Origin of the sequence: Antricoccus suffuscus, assembly GCF_003003235.1 — a bacterium.
GTDB classification, from domain to species: Bacteria; Actinomycetota; Actinomycetes; order Mycobacteriales; family Antricoccaceae; genus Antricoccus; species Antricoccus suffuscus.
Genome location: NZ_PVUE01000002.1, coordinates 450846 through 469864 on the forward strand (window position 1 = coordinate 450846; position 19019 = coordinate 469864).

The 19019-nt window shown below is 63.7% G+C and carries 18 protein-coding genes; 13 read left to right on the forward strand and 5 right to left on the reverse strand.

Annotated features, from left to right (window positions below; all coding sequences use genetic code 11):
- Positions 1-8: 8 nt before the first annotated feature.
- Positions 9-2174 (reverse strand): transketolase, encoded by a 2166-nt coding sequence (tkt, locus tag CLV47_RS04925; RefSeq protein ID WP_238145235.1) that lies wholly within the window; start codon positions 2172-2174, stop codon positions 9-11.
- 210 nt (positions 2175-2384) lie between these two features.
- On the opposite strand from tkt, the gene CLV47_RS04930 reads away from it, so the two are divergent.
- Both CLV47_RS04930 and CLV47_RS04935 read left to right on the forward strand, forming a co-directional pair.
- A complete protein-coding gene (locus CLV47_RS04930; protein ID WP_106347852.1) occupies positions 2385-3365 on the forward strand; it encodes a heme o synthase in 981 nt (326 codons plus the stop codon).
- Positions 3366-3402: 37 nt separating this feature from the next.
- On the forward strand, positions 3403-3762 hold the full coding sequence (locus tag CLV47_RS04935) for a hypothetical protein (RefSeq protein ID WP_106347853.1): 360 nt from the start codon (positions 3403-3405) through the stop codon (positions 3760-3762).
- On the opposite strand, the gene CLV47_RS04940 is transcribed toward CLV47_RS04935, so the two are convergent.
- The gene (locus CLV47_RS04940; RefSeq protein ID WP_106347947.1) at positions 3695-4663 is read right to left on the reverse strand and encodes a COX15/CtaA family protein; all 969 of its coding nucleotides are present in this window, start codon (positions 4661-4663) and stop codon (positions 3695-3697) included. The genes CLV47_RS04935 and CLV47_RS04940 overlap by 68 nt on opposite strands.
- A gap of 181 nt (positions 4664-4844) precedes the next feature.
- Here CLV47_RS04940 and CLV47_RS04945 point away from each other — a divergent pair, with 181 nt between their 5' ends.
- The 9 genes from CLV47_RS04945 to CLV47_RS04985 all read left to right on the forward strand — a co-directional run bounded on the left by CLV47_RS04945 (position 4845) and on the right by CLV47_RS04985 (position 12980).
- A complete protein-coding gene (locus CLV47_RS04945; protein WP_106347854.1) occupies positions 4845-5270 on the forward strand; it encodes a CBS domain-containing protein in 426 nt (141 codons plus the stop codon).
- 118 nt (positions 5271-5388) lie between these two features.
- Complete coding sequence (locus CLV47_RS04950; protein WP_238145236.1) at positions 5389-6216, forward strand: helix-turn-helix transcriptional regulator; 828 nt, start codon at positions 5389-5391, stop codon at positions 6214-6216.
- Between the two features lie 12 nt (positions 6217-6228).
- Positions 6229-7671, forward strand: coding sequence for a Fe-S cluster assembly protein SufB (gene sufB, locus CLV47_RS04955; protein ID WP_106347856.1), 1443 nt, complete (start codon positions 6229-6231; stop codon positions 7669-7671).
- A 100-nt stretch (positions 7672-7771) separates the two neighbouring features.
- Entirely contained in the window at positions 7772-8944 is a 1173-nt protein-coding gene (gene sufD, locus CLV47_RS04960) for a Fe-S cluster assembly protein SufD (RefSeq protein ID WP_106347857.1), read from the forward strand.
- A gap of 51 nt (positions 8945-8995) precedes the next feature.
- The gene (gene sufC, locus CLV47_RS04965) at positions 8996-9754 is read left to right on the forward strand and encodes a Fe-S cluster assembly ATPase SufC (RefSeq protein WP_106347858.1); all 759 of its coding nucleotides are present in this window, start codon (positions 8996-8998) and stop codon (positions 9752-9754) included.
- The gene (locus CLV47_RS04970) at positions 9726-11036 is read left to right on the forward strand and encodes a cysteine desulfurase (RefSeq protein ID WP_106347859.1); all 1311 of its coding nucleotides are present in this window, start codon (positions 9726-9728) and stop codon (positions 11034-11036) included. Before sufC ends, CLV47_RS04970 begins: the two co-directional genes overlap by 29 nt.
- A 47-nt stretch (positions 11037-11083) precedes the next feature.
- Positions 11084-11542, forward strand: coding sequence for a Fe-S cluster assembly sulfur transfer protein SufU (gene sufU / locus CLV47_RS04975; RefSeq protein WP_106347860.1), 459 nt, complete (start codon positions 11084-11086; stop codon positions 11540-11542).
- A gap of 4 nt (positions 11543-11546) precedes the next feature.
- Positions 11547-11945: a metal-sulfur cluster assembly factor gene (locus CLV47_RS04980; RefSeq protein ID WP_106347861.1), complete on the forward strand. Its 399-nt coding sequence runs from the start codon at positions 11547-11549 to the stop codon at positions 11943-11945.
- A gap of 75 nt (positions 11946-12020) precedes the next feature.
- Complete coding sequence (locus tag CLV47_RS04985) at positions 12021-12980, forward strand: potassium channel family protein (protein ID WP_202862384.1); 960 nt, start codon at positions 12021-12023, stop codon at positions 12978-12980.
- 40 nt (positions 12981-13020) lie between these two features.
- Here the strand turns inward: CLV47_RS04985 and CLV47_RS04990 are convergent, their stop codons facing one another.
- A complete protein-coding gene (locus CLV47_RS04990; RefSeq protein ID WP_106347863.1) occupies positions 13021-14316 on the reverse strand; it encodes a hypothetical protein in 1296 nt (431 codons plus the stop codon).
- Positions 14317-14449: 133 nt separating this feature from the next.
- Here CLV47_RS04990 and CLV47_RS21795 point away from each other — a divergent pair, with 133 nt between their 5' ends.
- On the forward strand, positions 14450-15238 hold the full coding sequence (locus tag CLV47_RS21795; RefSeq protein ID WP_146135285.1) for a hypothetical protein: 789 nt from the start codon (positions 14450-14452) through the stop codon (positions 15236-15238).
- Between the two features lie 85 nt (positions 15239-15323).
- Entirely contained in the window at positions 15324-16922 is a 1599-nt protein-coding gene (locus CLV47_RS05000) for an ABC-F family ATP-binding cassette domain-containing protein (protein ID WP_106347865.1), read from the forward strand.
- Positions 16923-16929: 7 nt separating this feature from the next.
- Here the strand turns inward: CLV47_RS05000 and CLV47_RS05005 are convergent, their stop codons facing one another.
- Both CLV47_RS05005 and CLV47_RS05010 read right to left on the reverse strand, forming a co-directional pair.
- Positions 16930-18150: a hypothetical protein gene (locus CLV47_RS05005; RefSeq protein ID WP_106347866.1), complete on the reverse strand. Its 1221-nt coding sequence runs from the start codon at positions 18148-18150 to the stop codon at positions 16930-16932.
- Between the two features lie 148 nt (positions 18151-18298).
- A complete protein-coding gene (locus CLV47_RS05010; protein ID WP_106347867.1) occupies positions 18299-19018 on the reverse strand; it encodes a sulfite exporter TauE/SafE family protein in 720 nt (239 codons plus the stop codon).
- Position 19019: the final 1 nt, after the last annotated feature.

Genomic DNA, 19019 nt, shown 5'->3' on the forward strand with positions numbered 1-19019 from the left:
TGAGTTAGTTAGGCGTTGCGCTGGCGGGCGGCGGCCTCAAGGCTTTCCTTGCCGGCAGCCACGATGTTGTCGGGCGTGAAACCGAACTCCTTGAACAACACCTCGGCGGCCGCGCTGGCGCCGAAGTGCTCGATGGCAACGGGGCGACCGGCGTCGCCGAGGAACCGATACCAACTCTGCGCTACGCCAGCCTCCACCGTGACACGAGCGCGCACCGACGGCGGCAAGACTTCGTCCCGATAGGACTGCTCCTGCGCGTCGAACCACTCCACACAGGGCATCGAGACCACGCGAGTGGCGGTGCCGGCGTCTTCGAGCGAATCGGCAGCCTCCAGCGCGATCGAGAGTTCGGAGCCGGTGGCGATGATCAGTAGTTCCGGCGTGCCACCCTTGGCCTCGCGGATGACGTAACCGCCTTTGGCGACGCCGTCGGCAGACGCGTATTTCGTGCGGTCAAGCGTGGGCAATGCCTGACGGGACAGCGCGAGCCCGGCGGGCCGGGCCGTGTGCTCCAAGACGGTCCGCCACGCGACGGCCGTCTCGTTGGCATCTCCCGGCCGGACGACATCCAGGCCCGGGATCGCTCGCAGTGCGGACAAATGCTCAACGGGCTGGTGGGTCGGGCCGTCCTCGCCGAGCCCGATCGAGTCGTGCGTCCAGACGTAGGTGACCGGCACGCCCATCAGAGCGGCGAGCCGCACCGCGGGGCGCATGTAGTCGGAGAAGACAAGGAACGTGCCGCCGTACGGCCGCGTGCCGCCATGTAGGGCGATCCCGTTGAGGATCATCCCCATCGCGTTTTCCCGGATACCGAAGTGCAGGGTGCGACCGTACGGACCGCCAGGGAAGTCCTTGGTCTGGCGATCGTCCGGCAGGAATGAGGGTTCGCCGTCCATGGTCGTGTTGTTTGATCCCGCGAGATCGGCCGACCCGCCCCATAGCTCAGGAAGAGTCGAGGCGAGAGCGCTGAGCACCTTGCCTGACGCGGCACGCGTGGCGATGCCTTTGGCGTCTGCATCGAAGGTGGGGAGCGCGCTTTCCCATCCGCGGGGCAAGGCGCGCGCGGCTAACCGAGCCTGGAGCGCCGCTCGCTCCGGGTTTGCCGCCTGCCACGCGCTGAACTTCTCGTTCCACGTCGCGTGCGCGGCCTGTCCCCGCTCTTTTACCTTGCGCGTGTGCGCGAGGACCTCGGCAGGTACGTCGAAAGTCTTTGCCGGGTCCAGCCCGAGAGCGGACTTGGTTGCGGCGACCTCGTCGTCACCCAGAGCCGATCCGTGTGCCGCGCCGGAGTTCTGTTTGTTGGGCGCGGGCCATCCGATGATCGTGCGCAGGTTGATGAACGACGGGCGGTCGGTGACCTTCTTCGCCTGGTCGATCGCCGCCGCGAACGCGGTCACGTTTTCGACGTACTGGTCGTCTTCGGTGATCCAGCTGACGTTCTGCACGTGCCAGCCCAGTGCCTCGTAGCGTGCCGAGACGTCCTCGGTGAACGCGATGTTGGTGTCATCTTCGATCGAGATCTTGTTGTCGTCGTAGATCAGCACTAGGTTGCCGAGGCGCTGAGTGCCGGCGAGCGAGCTCGCCTCGTTGGTGACGCCTTCCTCGAGGTCGCCATCGGAGGCCACCGTGAAGATGTGGTGGTCGAAGACGCTTTCGCCCGGAGCGGCGTCCGGATCGAACAGGCCTCGCTCGCGGCGCGCGGCCATCGCCATGCCCACGGACGCCGCCATGCCGGAGCCCAGCGGGCCGGTGGTGATTTCCACGCCGGTGGTGTGCCCGTGCTCGGGATGCCCCGGGGTCAACGAGCCCCACGTGCGAAGGGCCTCGAGGTCGCTCAGCTCCAAGCCGTAGCCGCTCATGAACAACTGGATGTAGAGAGTGAGGCTCGAATGGCCGCAAGACAGCACGAATCGGTCGCGGCCGGCCCAGTTCGCGTCGGACGGGTCGTGCCGCATCGCCTGCTGAAAGAGGTAGTACGCCGCCGGGGCAAGGCTCATCGCCGTACCCGGGTGCCCGTTGCCGACCTTTTGCACGGCGTCCATCGCGAGAGTGCGGACGGTGTCGATAGCGGCTTGGTCGAGGTCTGTCCAGCTATCGGGGAGTATGGCTTTTGATACAGAACGCTCGGACACGAAATAACTCTCCTCGTTGCGGGCCGGATGGGTCTCGCTCAAGCCTAGTCCCCGCGCAACATCGGGCACATCGTGTCTAGATCGAAAATAATCGCGGGCCTGGGGTGTTACCGGTTGGGTTCGCGAGTGTGGTCACCCTCGCGTTACCTGGGCGCCAACAAACGCGTCCGTAGGGCTAGACTCGGCCTGAGGTTTCGCCGTGCGAACAGACCGTTCGCCCACCGGCAAATTCATTCTTTTCGTGTTAGAGGGATGCTGTGTCTGTTCCGTGTCGGTCTCATCGCGATCTTTGCGTTGGCGCTGTCTGACGTGACGACCGAAGTACGCCGCAAGGCGCCCTCGAAGACCGCGCGTCGGCAACACACGCTGGACGTGGTTCGTGCGTATGTTGCGTTGACGAAACCACGCATCATCGAACAGCTGCTCATCACGACCGTGCCTGCGATGATGCTCGCGGCCGGCGGTCTCGGATCGGTCCGCCTGATCATCGCGACGTTGATCGGTGGCACGATGTGCGCCGGATCGGCGAACGCGTTCAACTGTTATGTCGACCGCGACATCGACGCGGTCATGCATCGCACAGCCAAGCGACCGCTGGTCAAGCACGTGGTCGAGCCGCGTTCGGCGCTGATTTTCGGCATCGTGCTCGGGGTAGTTTCCACCGGCCTGATGTGGTGGCAGACGACCTGGCTTGCGGCCGTCTTGTGCGTCGTCGCGATCTTGCTGTACGCCGTGTTCTACACGATGATCTTGAAGCGACGCACCTCGCAAAACATTGTCTGGGGTGGGGCCGCGGGCTGCATGCCGGTATTGATCGGCTGGGCCGCAGTCACCGGGTCGTTGTCGCTAGCGCCGTTCATCTTGTTCGCGATCATCTTCTTCTGGACCCCACCGCACTTCTGGGCCCTCGCAATCAAATACAAAGACGACTACGCCGCGGCAAACGTCCCGATGCTGCCGGTGGTGGCCGAACCACGCACCGTGACATTGCAGATGCTGTTTCATTCAGTTGCCATGGTTGCGTTCTCGATCGCGCTGTGGCCGCTGGCGATGACGCTGGTCTACGGCATCATTGTGAGCCTGCTCGGCGCGTGGTTCCTGTTCGAGGCCGGCCGGCTCCACGTGCAGACGGTTCGGGGCGCGCCGATTCGGCCGATGCGGGTCTTCCACATGTCCAACACGTATCTGACGCTGGTCTTCATCCTCGTCGCGGTGGACTCGCTTCTCCACTAGTCGCAGGCGGGAAACGTGCACAGGTAGCCTGTAGAGCATGACCGAGTCGACCAACGCTCCCGCGCCAAGCGAGGACGAGCAGGCGCCCAAGACCACTCCACCGCACGCCGAGGCCATCAAGGCTGCCGCCAAGAATCTCACGAAGTTCGCCGACGCGCATGGTGGCGCCGCGAACACGTTCGTCGAGTATGTGGCGTCGTCGTTCACCCGCGTCGTCGTCGTGGCCAAGGACGGCCGTTACGGCGACCAGGTCCTGCCGAGCGCCGAGGCGGCCGAAGCCGTGACCGTGGCCGCTGGCCTGGAGGTCACACCCGAATGGGATCGGGAGTCTACGGATTCGGTAAAGACGTCTGGCTACGAGTGGGGTCGAATGGGTCGCGGTCGCGCCGCGAAGTAGACCCGAAGTCGCTCGGTACGCCGCGTGGGGCCGCGATCTGCACGACGACATTGGCGACCGCTGCGGTGAGCAGCGCGGCGCCGAGCATGTGGAGCTCGACCAGCGCGAGCGGTAGTCCCGTGAAGTACTGCACATAACCGATTACGCCCTGCGCGAGCTCGACGCCGAGAAGGATGTACGCGGCCCGTCGGGCGGTTTGCCCGACATTGATGACGTTGACGAGAATCACGAGCGCGACCGTGAGGCCGACCAGCAGAAAGACGATGTCCGCATGCAACTGCGAGACGAGCGCAGGATCGAATCCGGTGCGCCCGGCCTTGGGGTCTCCGCCGTGCGGGCCGCTGCCCGTAACGAAGGTGCCCAGCGCGAGGGTCACGAATGCGGTGGCCGTTAACACGACCACAAAGGTTCGCATCCACGGACGGGCTGGCAGGTATGGCGCGCGCTCGTCAAGCTGGGTACGTCGCCACAGCACCGTTGCCAGGCCGACAAGTACGACGGACACCAAGAAGTGCGCCATTACTGTGTAAGGGTTGAGTCCGGTGAGGACCGTGATCCCGCCGAGAACCGCCTGCGCGGGAATGCCCAGTCCCACCAGCAGGGCGAGCAGTGAGAGATCGCGCCGCACCGGTTTCGCCAGCCGGATCGCCACGAAGGTGGCGATCGCGACGATGGCCACCACGAAGGTCAGCAAGCGGTTGCCGAATTCGATGTAGGTATGGATGGGCATCGCACTCGTGGGTACTAGGTCGTCCGACGTGCACTTCGGCCAGGTCGAACAGCCCAGTCCGCTGCCGGTCAGCCGGACGGCGCCGCCGCTGACGACGATTCCGATGTTGGTGACCACGTTGGCCAAGGCGAGTCGGCGGATCACGGTGGAAGTAACAAAAGGCGTGCGCACTCTCTGAGGGTAATCCGGCGCCGCCGAGAAAGCCCTCGGTAGGCGTGCGACTTCGGGCACGCGGCCGTCGATCACTGCGCTATCGCAGTACGTCGATTGTGGTTACCATCACAGTCAACGGATATGGTCCGCGTTCACCGCCCAAGGACGTCTGGCAAGGCATTTCTGATGGGAGTTCGTCATGAATATCAGCGAGATACTGCGGCGCAAGGGTTCCGACGTGATTACGGTCGTCCCGGCCACTACGGTTCGTGACTTGATCGTGGTCATGGCCGAGCACAACATTGGCGCCGCGGTCGTTCAAGGCGCTGACTCTCGAGTGTTGGGGATCGTGTCCGAACGTGACGTCGTACGCCGGCTCGTCGACGGCGTAGGCGTCCTCGATCACCCGGTCGAGGAGATCATGACCGCCGATGTGACGGTGTGCCGTACGGACAGCAGCATCGAGCAGGTGCGAGCCGAGATGACCGAGCGTCGAATTCGGCATCTTCCCGTTATCGACGACGGCGAGCTCAAGGGGATCGTGAGCATCGGGGACGTAGTCAAGTCGGCGATCGACAACCTGCAGTTTGAGCGGGATCAGTTGTCCGACTACGTCAACCGCTGAGCGGCATGAATAAACCCGGTGGGGGCAACTAAGTACACGTTTAGTACCGGTGATGGGGTTGGTCACCCTTGATCTCGCCTATTCGCGCCTATTGGGCGAATTAGGTAACATGAGTGTTGTGAAAAGGACCGACACGTGCGCGCAGTCGACAGCCACCGAGGAGGCTGTCGATGGACGCACCCGTGATCGGATCATCGAGTTACTTCTGCAGCGTGGCGCGCTGACCGCGTCCGAAGTTGCGGGCGAGCTTGGGCTGACGACGACGGGCATCCGCCGGCATCTTGATGTCCTCGAGTCCGAAGGACTTGTCGCCGAACAGTCGGTGGAATCTGGTCGACGTGGTCGACCCGCCCGCAGATACGGGCTGACCGATACCGGTCGTGAGCACTTCCCGCACACCTACGACGACCTCGCACTCTCGGCACTTCGCCAACTCGCCGCCATCGGAGGTCGCGAGTCGGTCCGCGTGTTCGCCGATTCGCAGGTGGCCGGACTGGAGAGTCGGTGTCGGACCGCCATGGACGGCGCTGGTACGGACCCGATGGCCCGTGCCGAAGCGCTTGCCCGGGCGTTGTCCAGTGAGGGTTACGCTGCATCGGCCGAAACACTTGCCTCGGGAGGCCAGTTGTGCCAGCGGCACTGTCCAGTCGCGCACGTGGCCGCGGAGTTTCCCGAGCTATGCGCGGCCGAAACCGAGGTCATCGGTCGACTGGTCGGTTCACACGTGCAACGTCTCGCTACGATCGCCCGCGGCGACGGGGTCTGCACCACGCACGTGCCTAACGCCATGACCAGCAGCACGAGTTTGGCCAACACCAGCAAACGTCACAGCCCAATCGCGCTATCCACGAGTTCTAGATCAAGCAGCCCATCGCACACAACAATCACCGCACGCACAAAAATCACGCATCCTGACCGGATGCGTCGTATAGAACCCAAGAAATGAAGGGGTTACCGCATGACGACGACCGATAGCACCGAGGCCACTGCGCCAATTTCGCAAGACGAGCACATCGAAGCTCTCAGCAAATACAACTATGGCTGGTCGGACTCCGACGAAGCCGGCTTGATCGCCAAGCGCGGCCTTTCCGAGCAGGTTGTTCGTGACATCTCGGCGCTCAAGGGCGAACCGGAATGGATGCTCAACACGCGGCTTAAGGGCCTGCGGCTGTATGAGAAGAAGCCCATGCCCACCTGGGGATCAGATCTGTCCGGGGTGCCGTTCAACGACATCAAGTATTTCGTCCGGTCGACCGAGAAACAAGCCGACACCTGGGATGACCTGCCCGCCGATATCAAGGCGACCTACGACAAGTTGGGCATTCCTGAGGCCGAGAAGCAGCGGCTGGTTTCCGGCGTCGCCGCGCAGTACGAGTCTGAGGTCGTCTACCACAAGATTCGTGAGGACCTCACCGAACAAGGTGTCATCTTCGTGGACACCGACACCGCGCTGCGCGAGTACCCGGAACTGATGGAAGAGTACTTCGGCACCGTCATTCCGGCCGGCGACAACAAGTTCTCCGCACTCAACACTGCCGTGTGGTCCGGCGGCTCGTTCATCTATGTGCCACCGGGTGTGCACGTAGATATCCCACTGCAGGCGTATTTCCGGATCAACACCGAAAACATGGGCCAGTTCGAGCGCACGCTGATCATCGTCGACGAAGGCGCCTACGTGCACTACGTCGAGGGCTGCACCGCGCCGATCTACTCGTCGGACTCGCTGCATTCGGCGGTCGTCGAGATCGTCGTCAAGAAGAACGCGCGCTGCAGGTACACGACGATTCAAAACTGGTCCACCAACGTCTACAACCTCGTCACACAGCGCGCAAATGCGCACGAGGGCGCCACGATGGAATGGATCGACGGCAACATCGGCTCCAAGGTGACTATGAAGTACCCGTCGGTGTTCATGCTCGGTGAGCACGCTCGCGGCGAGGTGCTGTCGGTCGCGTTCTCCGGAGCGGGACAGCACCAGGATGCCGGATCGAAGATGGTGCACATGGCGCCGCACACCTCGTCCTCGGTGATCTCCAAGTCGGTAGCCCGCGGCGGCGGGCGCACGTCGTACCGCGGGTTGGTCCGGATCAATCCACGCGCGACCGGCTCGTCCTCGGTCGTGAAGTGTGACGCGCTGCTGGTCGATCAGATCAGCCGCTCGGACACTTATCCCTACGTCGATATCCGCAACGACGACGTGTCGATGGGTCATGAGGCGACCGTCACCAAGGTGAGCGCAGATCAGCTGTTCTACCTGATGAGCCGCGGCATGGAAGAAGACGAGGCCATGGCAATGATCGTGCGCGGGTTCATCGAGCCGATCGCTCGCGAGCTGCCGATGGAATACGCACTCGAACTGAACCGCCTGATCGACATCCAGATGGAAGGGGCCGTCGGATAGCCGACGCCCAATCCCCACTAACCGCCCGCGCGGCGGTTAGTGGGCTGGTCCGAACACTCTTGCTGCACCGCAAACATACGGAAGGAACCGTCGGCTCACGATGGCCACAGATTTGTCTGAGAACAACGTAGCGACCGCACTCGCCGAGAACGAGCGCATCGAGTCGCATCTGCATCCACAGGGGTCGACAGACCTCGACGCACACCTGGTGCCTACCGGGCACGAGGAGGTCTGGCGATTCACCCCGATGCGCCGGCTGGCCGGGCTGCACAAAGACACCCCGATCGGCGACGCGTCGGCGCTCACTATCGGCGTCGACGCCCCGGACGGCGTACTCGTCACTCAGGAAGGCAACGACACCAAGGGCGCCAGCGGTTACCTCCCGGCCGATCGGATCGCTGCCCGCGCGTGGCACGCCGCCGATGGAGCCCTGACCATTACCGTGCCCACCGAGGCCGTCATCGATGCGCCGACGATCGTCACGATCAGCGGCGAGTCCATCGAATCGGCTTCTGCGCAGCACCTGGTGATCAAGGCCGAGGCGTTCAGCAAGGCGACCATCGTCCTGCGCTACACCGGCTCGGCGATGCTCACCGAAAACGTCGAGATTATTGCCAGCGACTCCGCGAAATTGACCGTCGTGTCGCTTCAGGACTGGGCCGACGACGCGATACATCTGACCCACCACCACGCGCTCGTATCCCGCGACGCAATGCTGCGGCACGTGGCTGTCACCTTCGGTGGCGACGTCGTGCGCTTCACAGGGTCGGTGGAGTACGACGGGCCCGGTGGCGAGGTGGAGCTGCTCGGCATCTATTTCGCCGACGCTGGCCAGCATCTGGAGCACCGACTGTTCGTCGATCACAATGCGCCGAAGACCATCAGCAACGTCGATTACAAGGGCGCGCTGCAGGGTAAGGATGCGCATGGCGTGTGGATCGGCGACGTGCTGATCCGCAAGATCGCCCAAGGCATCAACACTTATGAGTCCAACCGCAACCTCGTGCTGACCGATGGCTGCCGCGCCGACTCGGTGCCTAACCTCGAAATCGAGACGGGCGACATCGAAGGCGCGGGCCACGCGAGCACCACCGGCCGTTTCGACGACGAGCAGTTGTTCTACCTGCAGTCTCGTGGGATTTCCGCCGAGGAGGCTCGCCGGCTCGTTGTGCGCGGCTTCTTCGCCGACATCATCCGCAAAATCGGCATCCCAGATATCGAGGCGCAGCTCGTCCAAGCGGTCGAGGACGAACTGCGGTTGTCTAACGCCTAGCCGGCGCCGATCTCTCAACTTTCGCTTACATACCAGGAGAAACAGGACAAAGTGTCAACTCTAGAAATTCGCGACTTGCAGGTCACCGTCAAGACCGATGGCGAAGACAAGCCAATCCTTAAAGGCGTCGACTTGACGGTCAACTCGGGCGAGACCCATGCGCTGATGGGCCCCAACGGGTCCGGTAAATCTACGCTCGCGTACTCGATCGCCGGCCACCCGAAGTACACCGTCACCGGTGGCAGCGTCACGCTCGACGGTGCGGACGTACTCGCGATGACGGTCGATGAGCGGGCCCGCGCCGGCCTGTTCCTCGCGATGCAGTACCCCGTTGAAGTCCCGGGCGTTTCGGTGTCCAACTTCCTGCGTACAGCGGCAACCGCGGTACGTGGTGAAGCGCCGAAACTTCGTCACTGGATCAAGGAAGTCAAGGAAGCTATGAGCAACCTCGACATCGACCCCGCCTTCGCAGAGCGCTCGGTCAACGAAGGATTCTCCGGCGGCGAGAAGAAGCGCCACGAAATCCTGCAGATGGAACTTCTGAAGCCGAAGATGGCGGTCTTGGATGAAACCGACTCCGGCTTGGACATCGATGCGCTGAAGATCGTGTCCGAGGGCATCAACCGGGCTCGGGCGACCGGCGACCTCGGCATGCTCCTCATCACGCACTACACCCGCATCCTGCGTTACGTGAAGCCGGACTTCGTCCACGTATTCGTCGCCGGCAAGATCGCCGAGCATGGTGGACCCGAGCTTGCCGAGCAGTTGGAGGCCGAAGGCTATGAGCGTTTCATCAAGGCAAGCGCCTAGCGCGAGCCGCCAACCCGCCACCGGGCCTCTCGGCGGCGGATACGACGTCGAGAAGATCCGCGCGGATTTTCCTATCCTGCAACGGGTATTCGATGGCGGCGTACCGCTGTGCTACCTCGACTCGGCTAACACGTCGCAGAAGCCGCAAATCGTGATCGACACGATCGCCGATCATTACGCACACCACAATGCCAATGTCGCGCGCGCCATGCACCACCTTGGCGAGGAGTCAACGGCCGCGATGGAGGCGGCGCGAGACACCGTTGCCTCCTTCATTGGTGCCCCGAGTCGCGAAGAGATCGTTTTCACCAAAAACGCCTCCGAGGCACTCAACCTGATGGCCAACTCGCTCGGCAACGCGACCGGTGACCTGCGCATCGGGCCGGGCGACGAGGTGGTGGTGAGCCAGATGGAACACCACTCCAACATCGTGCCCTGGCAGTTGATGACGCAACGCAACGGCGCGACGCTGAAATGGTTCGGCATCACCGACGAGGGTCGGCTCGACCTGAGCAATATCGACGAGCTGATCACCGAACGCACAAAGGTTGTCTCCCTGACCCATGTGTCCAACATGCTCGGCACGATCAACCCGATCGCGCAGATCGCCGACAAGGCGCATTCGGTAGGCGCGATTGTGGTCGTCGACGCCTCCCAGGCCGTGCCGCAGATGCCCTATGACATAAGCACTCTGGGTGCCGATGCGGTCGCATTCACAGGCCACAAATGTGTCGGACCGACCGGCGTCGGGGTGCTGTGGGCGCGTTACGACCTGCTTGAGGAGCTGCCGCCGTTCCTCGGTGGCGGCGAGATGATCGAGATCGTCCGGATGGAAGGTTCGACGTACGCGGCGCCGCCGCACAAGTTCGAGGCCGGCACGCCACCGATCGTGCAGATCATCGGTCTCGGCGCTGCACTTGACTACCTGAACGGCATAGGTATGCAGGCAGTCGCCGATCACGAGAAGCAGATAACGGCGTACACGCTGCAACGGCTACAAGAGGTGAAAGGCCTGAGGATCCTCGGACCGACAACAGTCGAGGACCGTGGCGGCGCAGTGAGTTTTGAGATCGATCAACTGCATCCGCACGACATCGGTCAAGTGCTCGATTCGTACGGCGTGGCGGTCCGCGGTGGGCACCACTGCGCTCGACCAGCGCACGAACGCTTCGGCGTCGGCGCATCGACTCGCGTATCGCCATACATTTACACCACCACCGACGAAATCGATACGCTGGTCGATGGACTGCAGAAGGTCAAGAAGTTCTTCCGCGTCGACTGATCACACGTCGACGACGACAACCACAGAGGATTGCACAGGCGCTGAATATGCAACTGGAATCGATGTATCAGGACATCCTGTTGGACCATTACCGCAATCCACACGGTAAAGGCCTGCGGGAGCCTTACGACGCGCAGTCGCATCAGGTCAACCCGACCTGTGGCGACGAAGTGACATTGCGGGTCAAGCTCAGCGAGGACAAGTCCATCGTCGAAGATGTGTCATACGAAGGGATCGGGTGCTCCATCAGCCAGGCTGCGGAGTCCGTGCTTTACGAACTTGTCGTCGGCAAGAGTCTCGACGAGGCCATGCGGACGTCTAACGCATTTACCGAAATGGTGACCGGCAAGGGCGAGGTCGTGCCGGATGAGGATGTACTCGACGACGCTGTAGCGTTCGCAGGTGTTGCAAAGTTTCCCGCCCGGGTGAAGTGTGCTCTTCTAGGGTGGATGGCATTTAAGGACGCCACGGCTCAAACAGGTGCACTTGCACCGGAAGGAAAGTAGCGATATGTCCCAGAACGATGTGTCTGAGAAGACCGCAGATAACACCGAAGAGACCGCCGCTCCCGGCGGTGCCGTCGCTGTCGCGTCTATCGACGATGTCGAGGAGGCGATGCGCGACGTTGTTGATCCTGAGCTCGGCATCAACGTCGTCGACCTTGGCCTGGTCTACGGACTCAACGTCGATGAAGCCAACGTGGCCACGATCGACATGACCCTCACCTCCGCGGCCTGTCCGCTGACCGACGTCATCGAGGACCAGACGATGCAGGCCTTGACCGGCGGTCCAGGTGCGGGCCTGTGCGCGGACGCCAAAATCAACTGGGTCTGGATGCCACCGTGGAGCATGGACAAGATCACCGATGACGGGCGCGAGCAGCTTCGCGCACTTGGCTTCAACATTTAACCGCCGGCCCCCGGTCGGACTCCGCCAATGGACCAAGATTCACGACTGAAACTCCCAGCGCGCACCGTATCCCCGGTGCGCGCTTTGGGCTTACGCGTCGGCGCGGCATTCGGGCTGATGATCGCGATGATCGTCCTGGTGTACATCGATCGGCGGGGCTACAACGACTCGGCGGACGGGTCGATGTCGTTGCTCGACTGTATCTACTACACGACGGTGACGATCACGACGACCGGGTACGGCGACATCACGCCGGTCTCGGTCAGTGCCCGGCTGGTCAACGCCGTCATCGTGACACCGCTGCGCATCATCTTCCTAATTCTGTTGATCGGCACGACCCTCGAAGTCCTCGCCACCCAAGGTCGCGAGCGAATTCGCGCCGCCCGATGGAGGAACAAAATGCGCAACCATGTCCTGATCGTCGGTTATGGAACAAAGGGCAGGAGCGCGGTCGAGACGCTTAAAACCCATGACATCACCGCGGACCAGATCATTGTCATCGATTCAAGCCCGACGGCGATTGCCGATGCGCAGGCCGACGGCCTCGCTGGGATCGTCGGGGATGCCACTCGGCGCGAAGTGCTCGCGCGGGCCGAGGCGTCGCTGGCCAAGCAGATCATCATCACCGCGGATCGCGATGACTCCGCGGTGCTCGCTACCTTGACCGCGCGGCAGCTCAACTCCAAGGCCTACATCGTGGTGGCGGTGCGCGAAGAGCAAAACGCCGCGCTCGTCCGGCAAAGCGGCGCCGACTCGACGGTGACTTCGTCCGAGGCCGTCGGCAGGCTGCTCGGGCTGTCGACGCTCAGCCCGGCTCTTGGCGAGGTGCTCGAAGACCTGCTGAGCTCTGGTGACGGGATGGAAGTCACCGAACGCGACGTGATCGACGATGAGATCGGACGATCGCCGAAGTGGGTGAGCGACCAGGTGATGGGCGTCAAACGCGCCGGCAAGGTCTACCGGTTCTTCGACGACGAGGTGAGTGCGCTGGCAAAAGGTGACACGCTGATCGTCGTACGGGACGCCAGCGCCTGAACCGCTCTACCAGCCCGGCCCGATAAACCACCCGTTGAGGTCACGGTCCGATCTGCAGGAGACTCCCCGCCTTGTCGTAGATCGCGTACGACCCCGGCTTAGTGCCGAGCTGGATTTGAACGGCGAGCCGATCCTGGCCGTTGACCGTCGTACTTCCCATCTGTAACGCCACCGTGCGCATATCCGAGTCGTTGCCGCCGACCCGCTTCGCGCAGTCGTCAACGGCCAGATGCATCTGCTCGGGGCCGAAGTCGTCGAGCGCGAATACGGCGTCGGCGGGCGTGGTCGAGGCGTCCTTGTAGAGCACGACTGGGAACGCGCCCGGCGCCTGGTAAATAGTTGCGGGACGACCTTCGGGGCCGGCCTTAGTCACCTCGAGGAGGATGCCGCCGGTGGCGCTGATCGGGCTCTCACCGAGTGGCACCGTGCCATCCGCCGACCCTTGTACGACGAGCCTGCCCACCACCGGCTCGTAGCTACCCACACCAACCGACACGAGCAGAGACTTCGCGACGTTGTACGCCGTGGAGGTGCCGCTCGGGTCGAACGGGACGGCGATGCTGCCCGTTGCGTTGGCCTGGATCCGCTGCTCGGTGCCGGTGCCAAATCCGAGGGTGACATTGATGACCGGCGGCGCGCCGCTGATGGGGGAGACGATGTCGAGCTTGTCCTGCGTCGCAGGGTACGTCTTGGTGGTGGCGAGCACGTCTTGGTAGACCGACGTGAGGCTGGAGACCTGTAATTCGTCGATCGAGAACGTCCGGGCCGCGACTGAGTCGTCCACCGAGCTTCCGGTCGGTTCGATCTCGCCCTTGGCGTTCTCGGCGAATCCCGTGCACAGGCCGGACACCGGGTCGTAGACGAGGAGGACGACGCTCACGTTGTCGGCCGAGATCGAGTAGACGTGCTTCGTACTCCCAGGCTGAACGGACTCGGCTTTGGCTAGCAGGTTTTTCAGCCACGTATCTGCCTGCTCCGCAAGGCCGACGTGAGCCTGATCGTTCGCGCCATGAACAGACGGCGATGCGCTCGGAATCGTAAGCTTGGGAAGCGAGGTCGCTACTGCCGTACCGCTGATCGCGAGAGCGCAACCGAAGGCGAGTGCTCCGGTGCGGCGGGCGCGTCGATCTGCGTGGCGCAGTCGCGACATGGAATCGCTCGGGCCCAAACTTCGCCATGCGCCGACCGCGATCGCGGCGACGATAAGGCCTATCACCGCCCCGACGACGCTTCGATTGTCCGAAACAAAGCGAAGTACGGCGAAAGTTGAGACTCCAACGCCGACGCCGCAGGCCGCCCAACGTGCGATATCGCGTCGAGAATGCTGGTCGGTCATGTTTTCCTTGCATCGGCGGAGTGTCAGATTACCCTGGCCTCAGTGGTGACGGACGACGCGGAGCGTGACATAAAGTGTGTCCGGGAACGCGCGGCAACCGAGCGTGGACGTGCGCAGAAGGGGGTGCCTACGGGTGGGGTGGGATCGACACAACCCTGAGCGTGGCATCCCTCAAGCGGTGCGGGCGGTGCTGTGCGCCGGGGTGGCCACCGGAGGGGTCGCGCTCTGGATGCTCTACGGCACAGGCAGTTTCTTCACTAATGCCGCCCTCGCCGTGTTGCTGAGCCTATGCGCGGCGGCGTACATTCTCGGCGCGGAGCGGAAGTCGGCGACCGTGGAAACGGATTCGATCCGGCGGCCCGCACCGCCTCGGCCGCTGGCCGCTCGGCCGATCCAGGTGGATACAAAAAGTGCGCGGCGGCGTACGTGGGACGCGGATGTTGCGCGGCACGAGGCGATCTTGCTCAGCTATCTGCCGTATGAGACCGATCCGCACGTCGTCATGCGTTACCCGGCCATTACCGATCTCACCCAAGAGCCGACCGCCGACTTCTTCGACGCGCTCCACGCGGCAGGTTCGCTGCGCACCGAGTCGTACCCCGACGACCAACCCACCGAGACCGCATACGGGCAGCGGGTCGCCGCGCTCGCCAGGGCGTGGGCGGCGGCGGAGCGTCACGCGAAGCAGCGGGGCACGTCATACCTCGACCCGGTAGATGCTCGCAGGCTCGCGCAGGCATCGAAGCTGCTGCGGCACGCCGAGGGTGCAACGACCGAGGCGGAACGAGCGGCATACCTGCATCAGGTGAAGGCATTGGTCGACGTACTCATCGATAACGGCGCCGTGGCGCTGCCGGCCGGTGCGCTTGCGCAGATCGGCAGCGTGGCGGCCCGGTCGCTTACTGAGCGGGCGCCCGACTAGTCGAGAGTCACCCTCGCCGACCCGAAAACTTCTTGGCAAGGCGGGTAAACTTGAGGAGTTTGCCTACGAAGAGGACCCATCACCGTTGATTACCGCCGAAAAGCTTGAGCTGCGCGCCGGCGCACGCATCCTGATCTCCGACGCGACCATGCGTGTCCAGCAGGGAGACCGGATCGGGCTGGTGGGGCGTAATGGTGCCGGAAAGACCACCAGCCTCAAGGTGCTTGCCGGTGAGACGCTGCCGGCCAACGGCCAGGTTGAGGCGAAGGGTTCGGTTGGGTATCTTCCACAGGACCCGAAGAGCGGCGACCTGACTGTCACCGCGGCCGACCGGGTGCTCTCCGCCCGCGGGCTCGACGTACTTATCCATTCGATGGCCGCGATGCAGGAGAAGATGGCCGCCACCGATGGCGAGGAACGCGACCGGCTGATCAAGCGATACTCCAATCTCGAGGACCAGTTCGCCGCCAACGGCGGGTACTCAGCCGAGAGTGAAGCGGCCCGGATTTGCTCAAATCTCGGATTGCCTGATCGTGTTCTTGCTCAGCAGCTCGAAACGCTGTCCGGTGGTCAACGTCGGCGGGTGGAGCTTGCCCGGATCCTGTTCTCGGACGCAGAGACACTCCTGCTTGACGAGCCGACCAACCACCTTGACGCCGACTCAATCGGCTGGCTGCGCGACTTCCTCAAACGGCACGACGGGGGACTGATCGTGATCAGCCACGACGTCGAGCTACTCGAGGCTGTCGTCAACAAGGTCTGGTATCTCGACGCTAACCGCGCCGTCCTCGATATCTACAACGTGGGATGGAAGGACTACCTGAAACAGCGCGAGGTCGACGAGAAGCGCCGCCGCCGTGAGCGCGCGAATGCCGAAAAGAAGGCCGGCGTGCTCATGACCCAGGCGGACAAGATGCGCGCGAAGGCGACTAAGGCCGTGGCCGCGCAGAATATGGCGCGCCGCGCCGAGGCATTGTTGCAAAACCTCGAACCCGAAGCGCAGCACGACCGGGTTGCACGGGTCAAATTCCCGACGCCGGTGCCGGCCGGGCGGACACCGCTCATGGCGGAGGGCCTGTCAAAGTCCTATGGTTCGCTGGAGATTTTCGCCGGCGTCGATCTGGCAATCGACCGCGGCGCGCGAGTCGTCGTACTCGGCCTCAACGGGGCCGGCAAGACAACGCTGCTGCGGCTGCTGTTCGGTGTCGAGACGCCGGATACCGGACGCGTCGTACCGGGCCACGGCCTGCGGATGGGTTACTTCGCCCAAGAGCACGACCTGATCGACCCCGAGCGCACCGTCCTGCAGAATATCTCGTCCGCGTCGCCGGACGCCGCGGCCGCCGACGTAAGGAAGATTCTCGGCGCTTTCTTGTTCTCTGGGGACAGTGTTGACCAGCCGGCCGGCACGTTATCCGGCGGTGAGAAGACCCGCCTCGCGTTGGCCAGCCTGGTCAGCAGCGGGGCCAATGTGTTGTTGCTCGACGAGCCCACGAACAACCTTGATCCCGTCTCGCGCGAACAGGTACTCGACGCGCTGAAGACTTACACTGGCGCCGTCATCCTGGTGACTCACGACGAAGGCGCCGTCCAGGCACTGCAGCCGGAGAAGGTCATCATGCTGCCGGACGGCGTGGAGGACAACTGGTCGCCGGACCTGACGGACCTCGTCGCCCTCGCTTAAAGAGACGTCAGCTGGACATGAAGGCGGTCCAGGCGAGAGCGGCTACCGCCGAAGCGGCGGCGACACCGACCGCCGGACCGCGCGGCGTGCCGCCCTGGATTCGTGGGGCGACCGCCGCGACCATCAACAGCGCGATCCACGGTGCTATCGCGCCCATCACCGACCCGGTGAACGTGCGCGCGGCGAAGGTGAATACGAGGCCCGCCAGGCCAGTCAACATCAGCGGCCACGCAGGCGTGCAGCGAAGCTTGCGCCAGGACGCGACCATTGTCGCGCCCGAACTGGCGAACACCAGGATCGCGGAGACGACGATGAGCGCGGCGTACACGCCGATCTGCCGCTGCGACAGGCGAGAGGCGTCGCTCAGCTCGCGAGTCCACGACCAACCGGCGACGAAGGCGACGACCAGACCGATCGCCAGCCCGATCGCGGCAACCAAGATCATCAGCGAGCGGCGGCGTAGGAAGAAGATGCACAGTACGCCGACGCCGGCCGCCGCTCCCTCGAACTGGGCGAGCGTGGCGCAGCACAGCAGCAGCCCGGCGACGACGCCCAGGCTGGTCGACCAGCCCAAGCCGCGGCCCCGCTCGCTAGCCATCGCGGCCAGGCCGAGTGTGGCGCTTACCAGCACAACCATCAGCACGGTAGAGCCTTCGGCGTACCACGCGGCAAGCGGTGATAACGCGATTACGATGCTGAATCGCCGTGCCTGCGCCGATCCGCACAACGATTGCATGCCTGCGTTGAGGAATCCGGTTGCTATCGCGGCCAGCGCGGCAACGATCGCGAGCGAAAGCCAGCGCGACCCGCCTTCTGCCGACTCCAGCAGGTCAATAAATCGCTGGCCAGCGTACGTCGCGGCAGTCCCGCCGGTATCGGGAAATGCCCGTACGACGGCCAGCGACATAGTCCAACCGAACGTTGCGCCCGTCGTCACTGTTTGCATCCACGGCCACGGCAGCCGAGTGATGCTCGATCGAGCGCTGATCAGTCCAACCGCAATCAACGCCGCGACGATGATGGCCACGATGGCTGTCGGAGTCGGCGCGGCAGGTATCGCACCCGGGGCACCTCCCAGCAGCCGGACGCGCGCGCCTAGATTGCGGACCTCGCCCAGATTGAGTACGGCGATGACCCCAACGAGAAGTACGACGCTGCACAACCAGATGACGATGTCCGAACGACTGCGATCGGGGCTCTGGCTGACGTGTTCGATGCGCTCCCGCATCGCGCGCGAGATTCGCGGCGAAGGTTCGTCTCGGGGCGTCGTTGGTCGGGTGGCCGATCGCATGACTGTGGCTGCGTCCTCCAGATAGGCGCCAAGCGGCGCAGCGGTCGTTGACTACAAAACTAGCAGCGGCGGGCCGCGACGGCGGTTAGGTCACGGCTCGGATAATGAGTACCAGCGACGAGATCACCGACAGCCCCAGTACAGCCGCCCGCGTCTTGTTGAGGTCGAGATAGCGCCGCAGCCAGACCGCGAGTGCGAAGCCGGCGATCACAAAAGGCAGGAAGATAAGTGCGAACTGTCCTTGTCGGGCGGTAAGGTGACCGACCGCCAGAAGGGCGCCGATCGAAAAGATGTTGCCCACTAGGAAGTACACCGCGAGCGTGGAGCGTACGACGGCCGGATGCTGGTTTTGGTAGACCAGCGCGATCGGCGGGCCGCCGATTGACGTGGCGGTGGCGCCGACCCCGCTCACGAACCCGGCGGCGAGCAGGTTTCCCGGCCGTGGCCTCGGGCGCCAGTGGACCAGGCTTACGAGGGCGGCCGCGAGCACCATCGTCGCGAGCACGAATCCGAGTACGTCGGAGCTGACCACGACCACCAGCCAGCCGCCCAGCGCCGTACCGATCAGCCGTCCCGGAAACGCCCAGGCCAGGCCGATCCAGTCGATGTCCGAGTGTTCCCGGATGAGCGTGATGACCGGAAGAAGCGCAGCTACCAAAATCATCGACCCCGGCATCAAGCCGGGGTCGATGATCATCAGTATCGGTGCGGCCACCTGCGAGATGCCCAGGCCGACGCTGCCCTGCACGACGGAGCCCGCCAAGACGACGAGCCCGCCGATAAGGACAACCCAGTGCGTCGCCAAC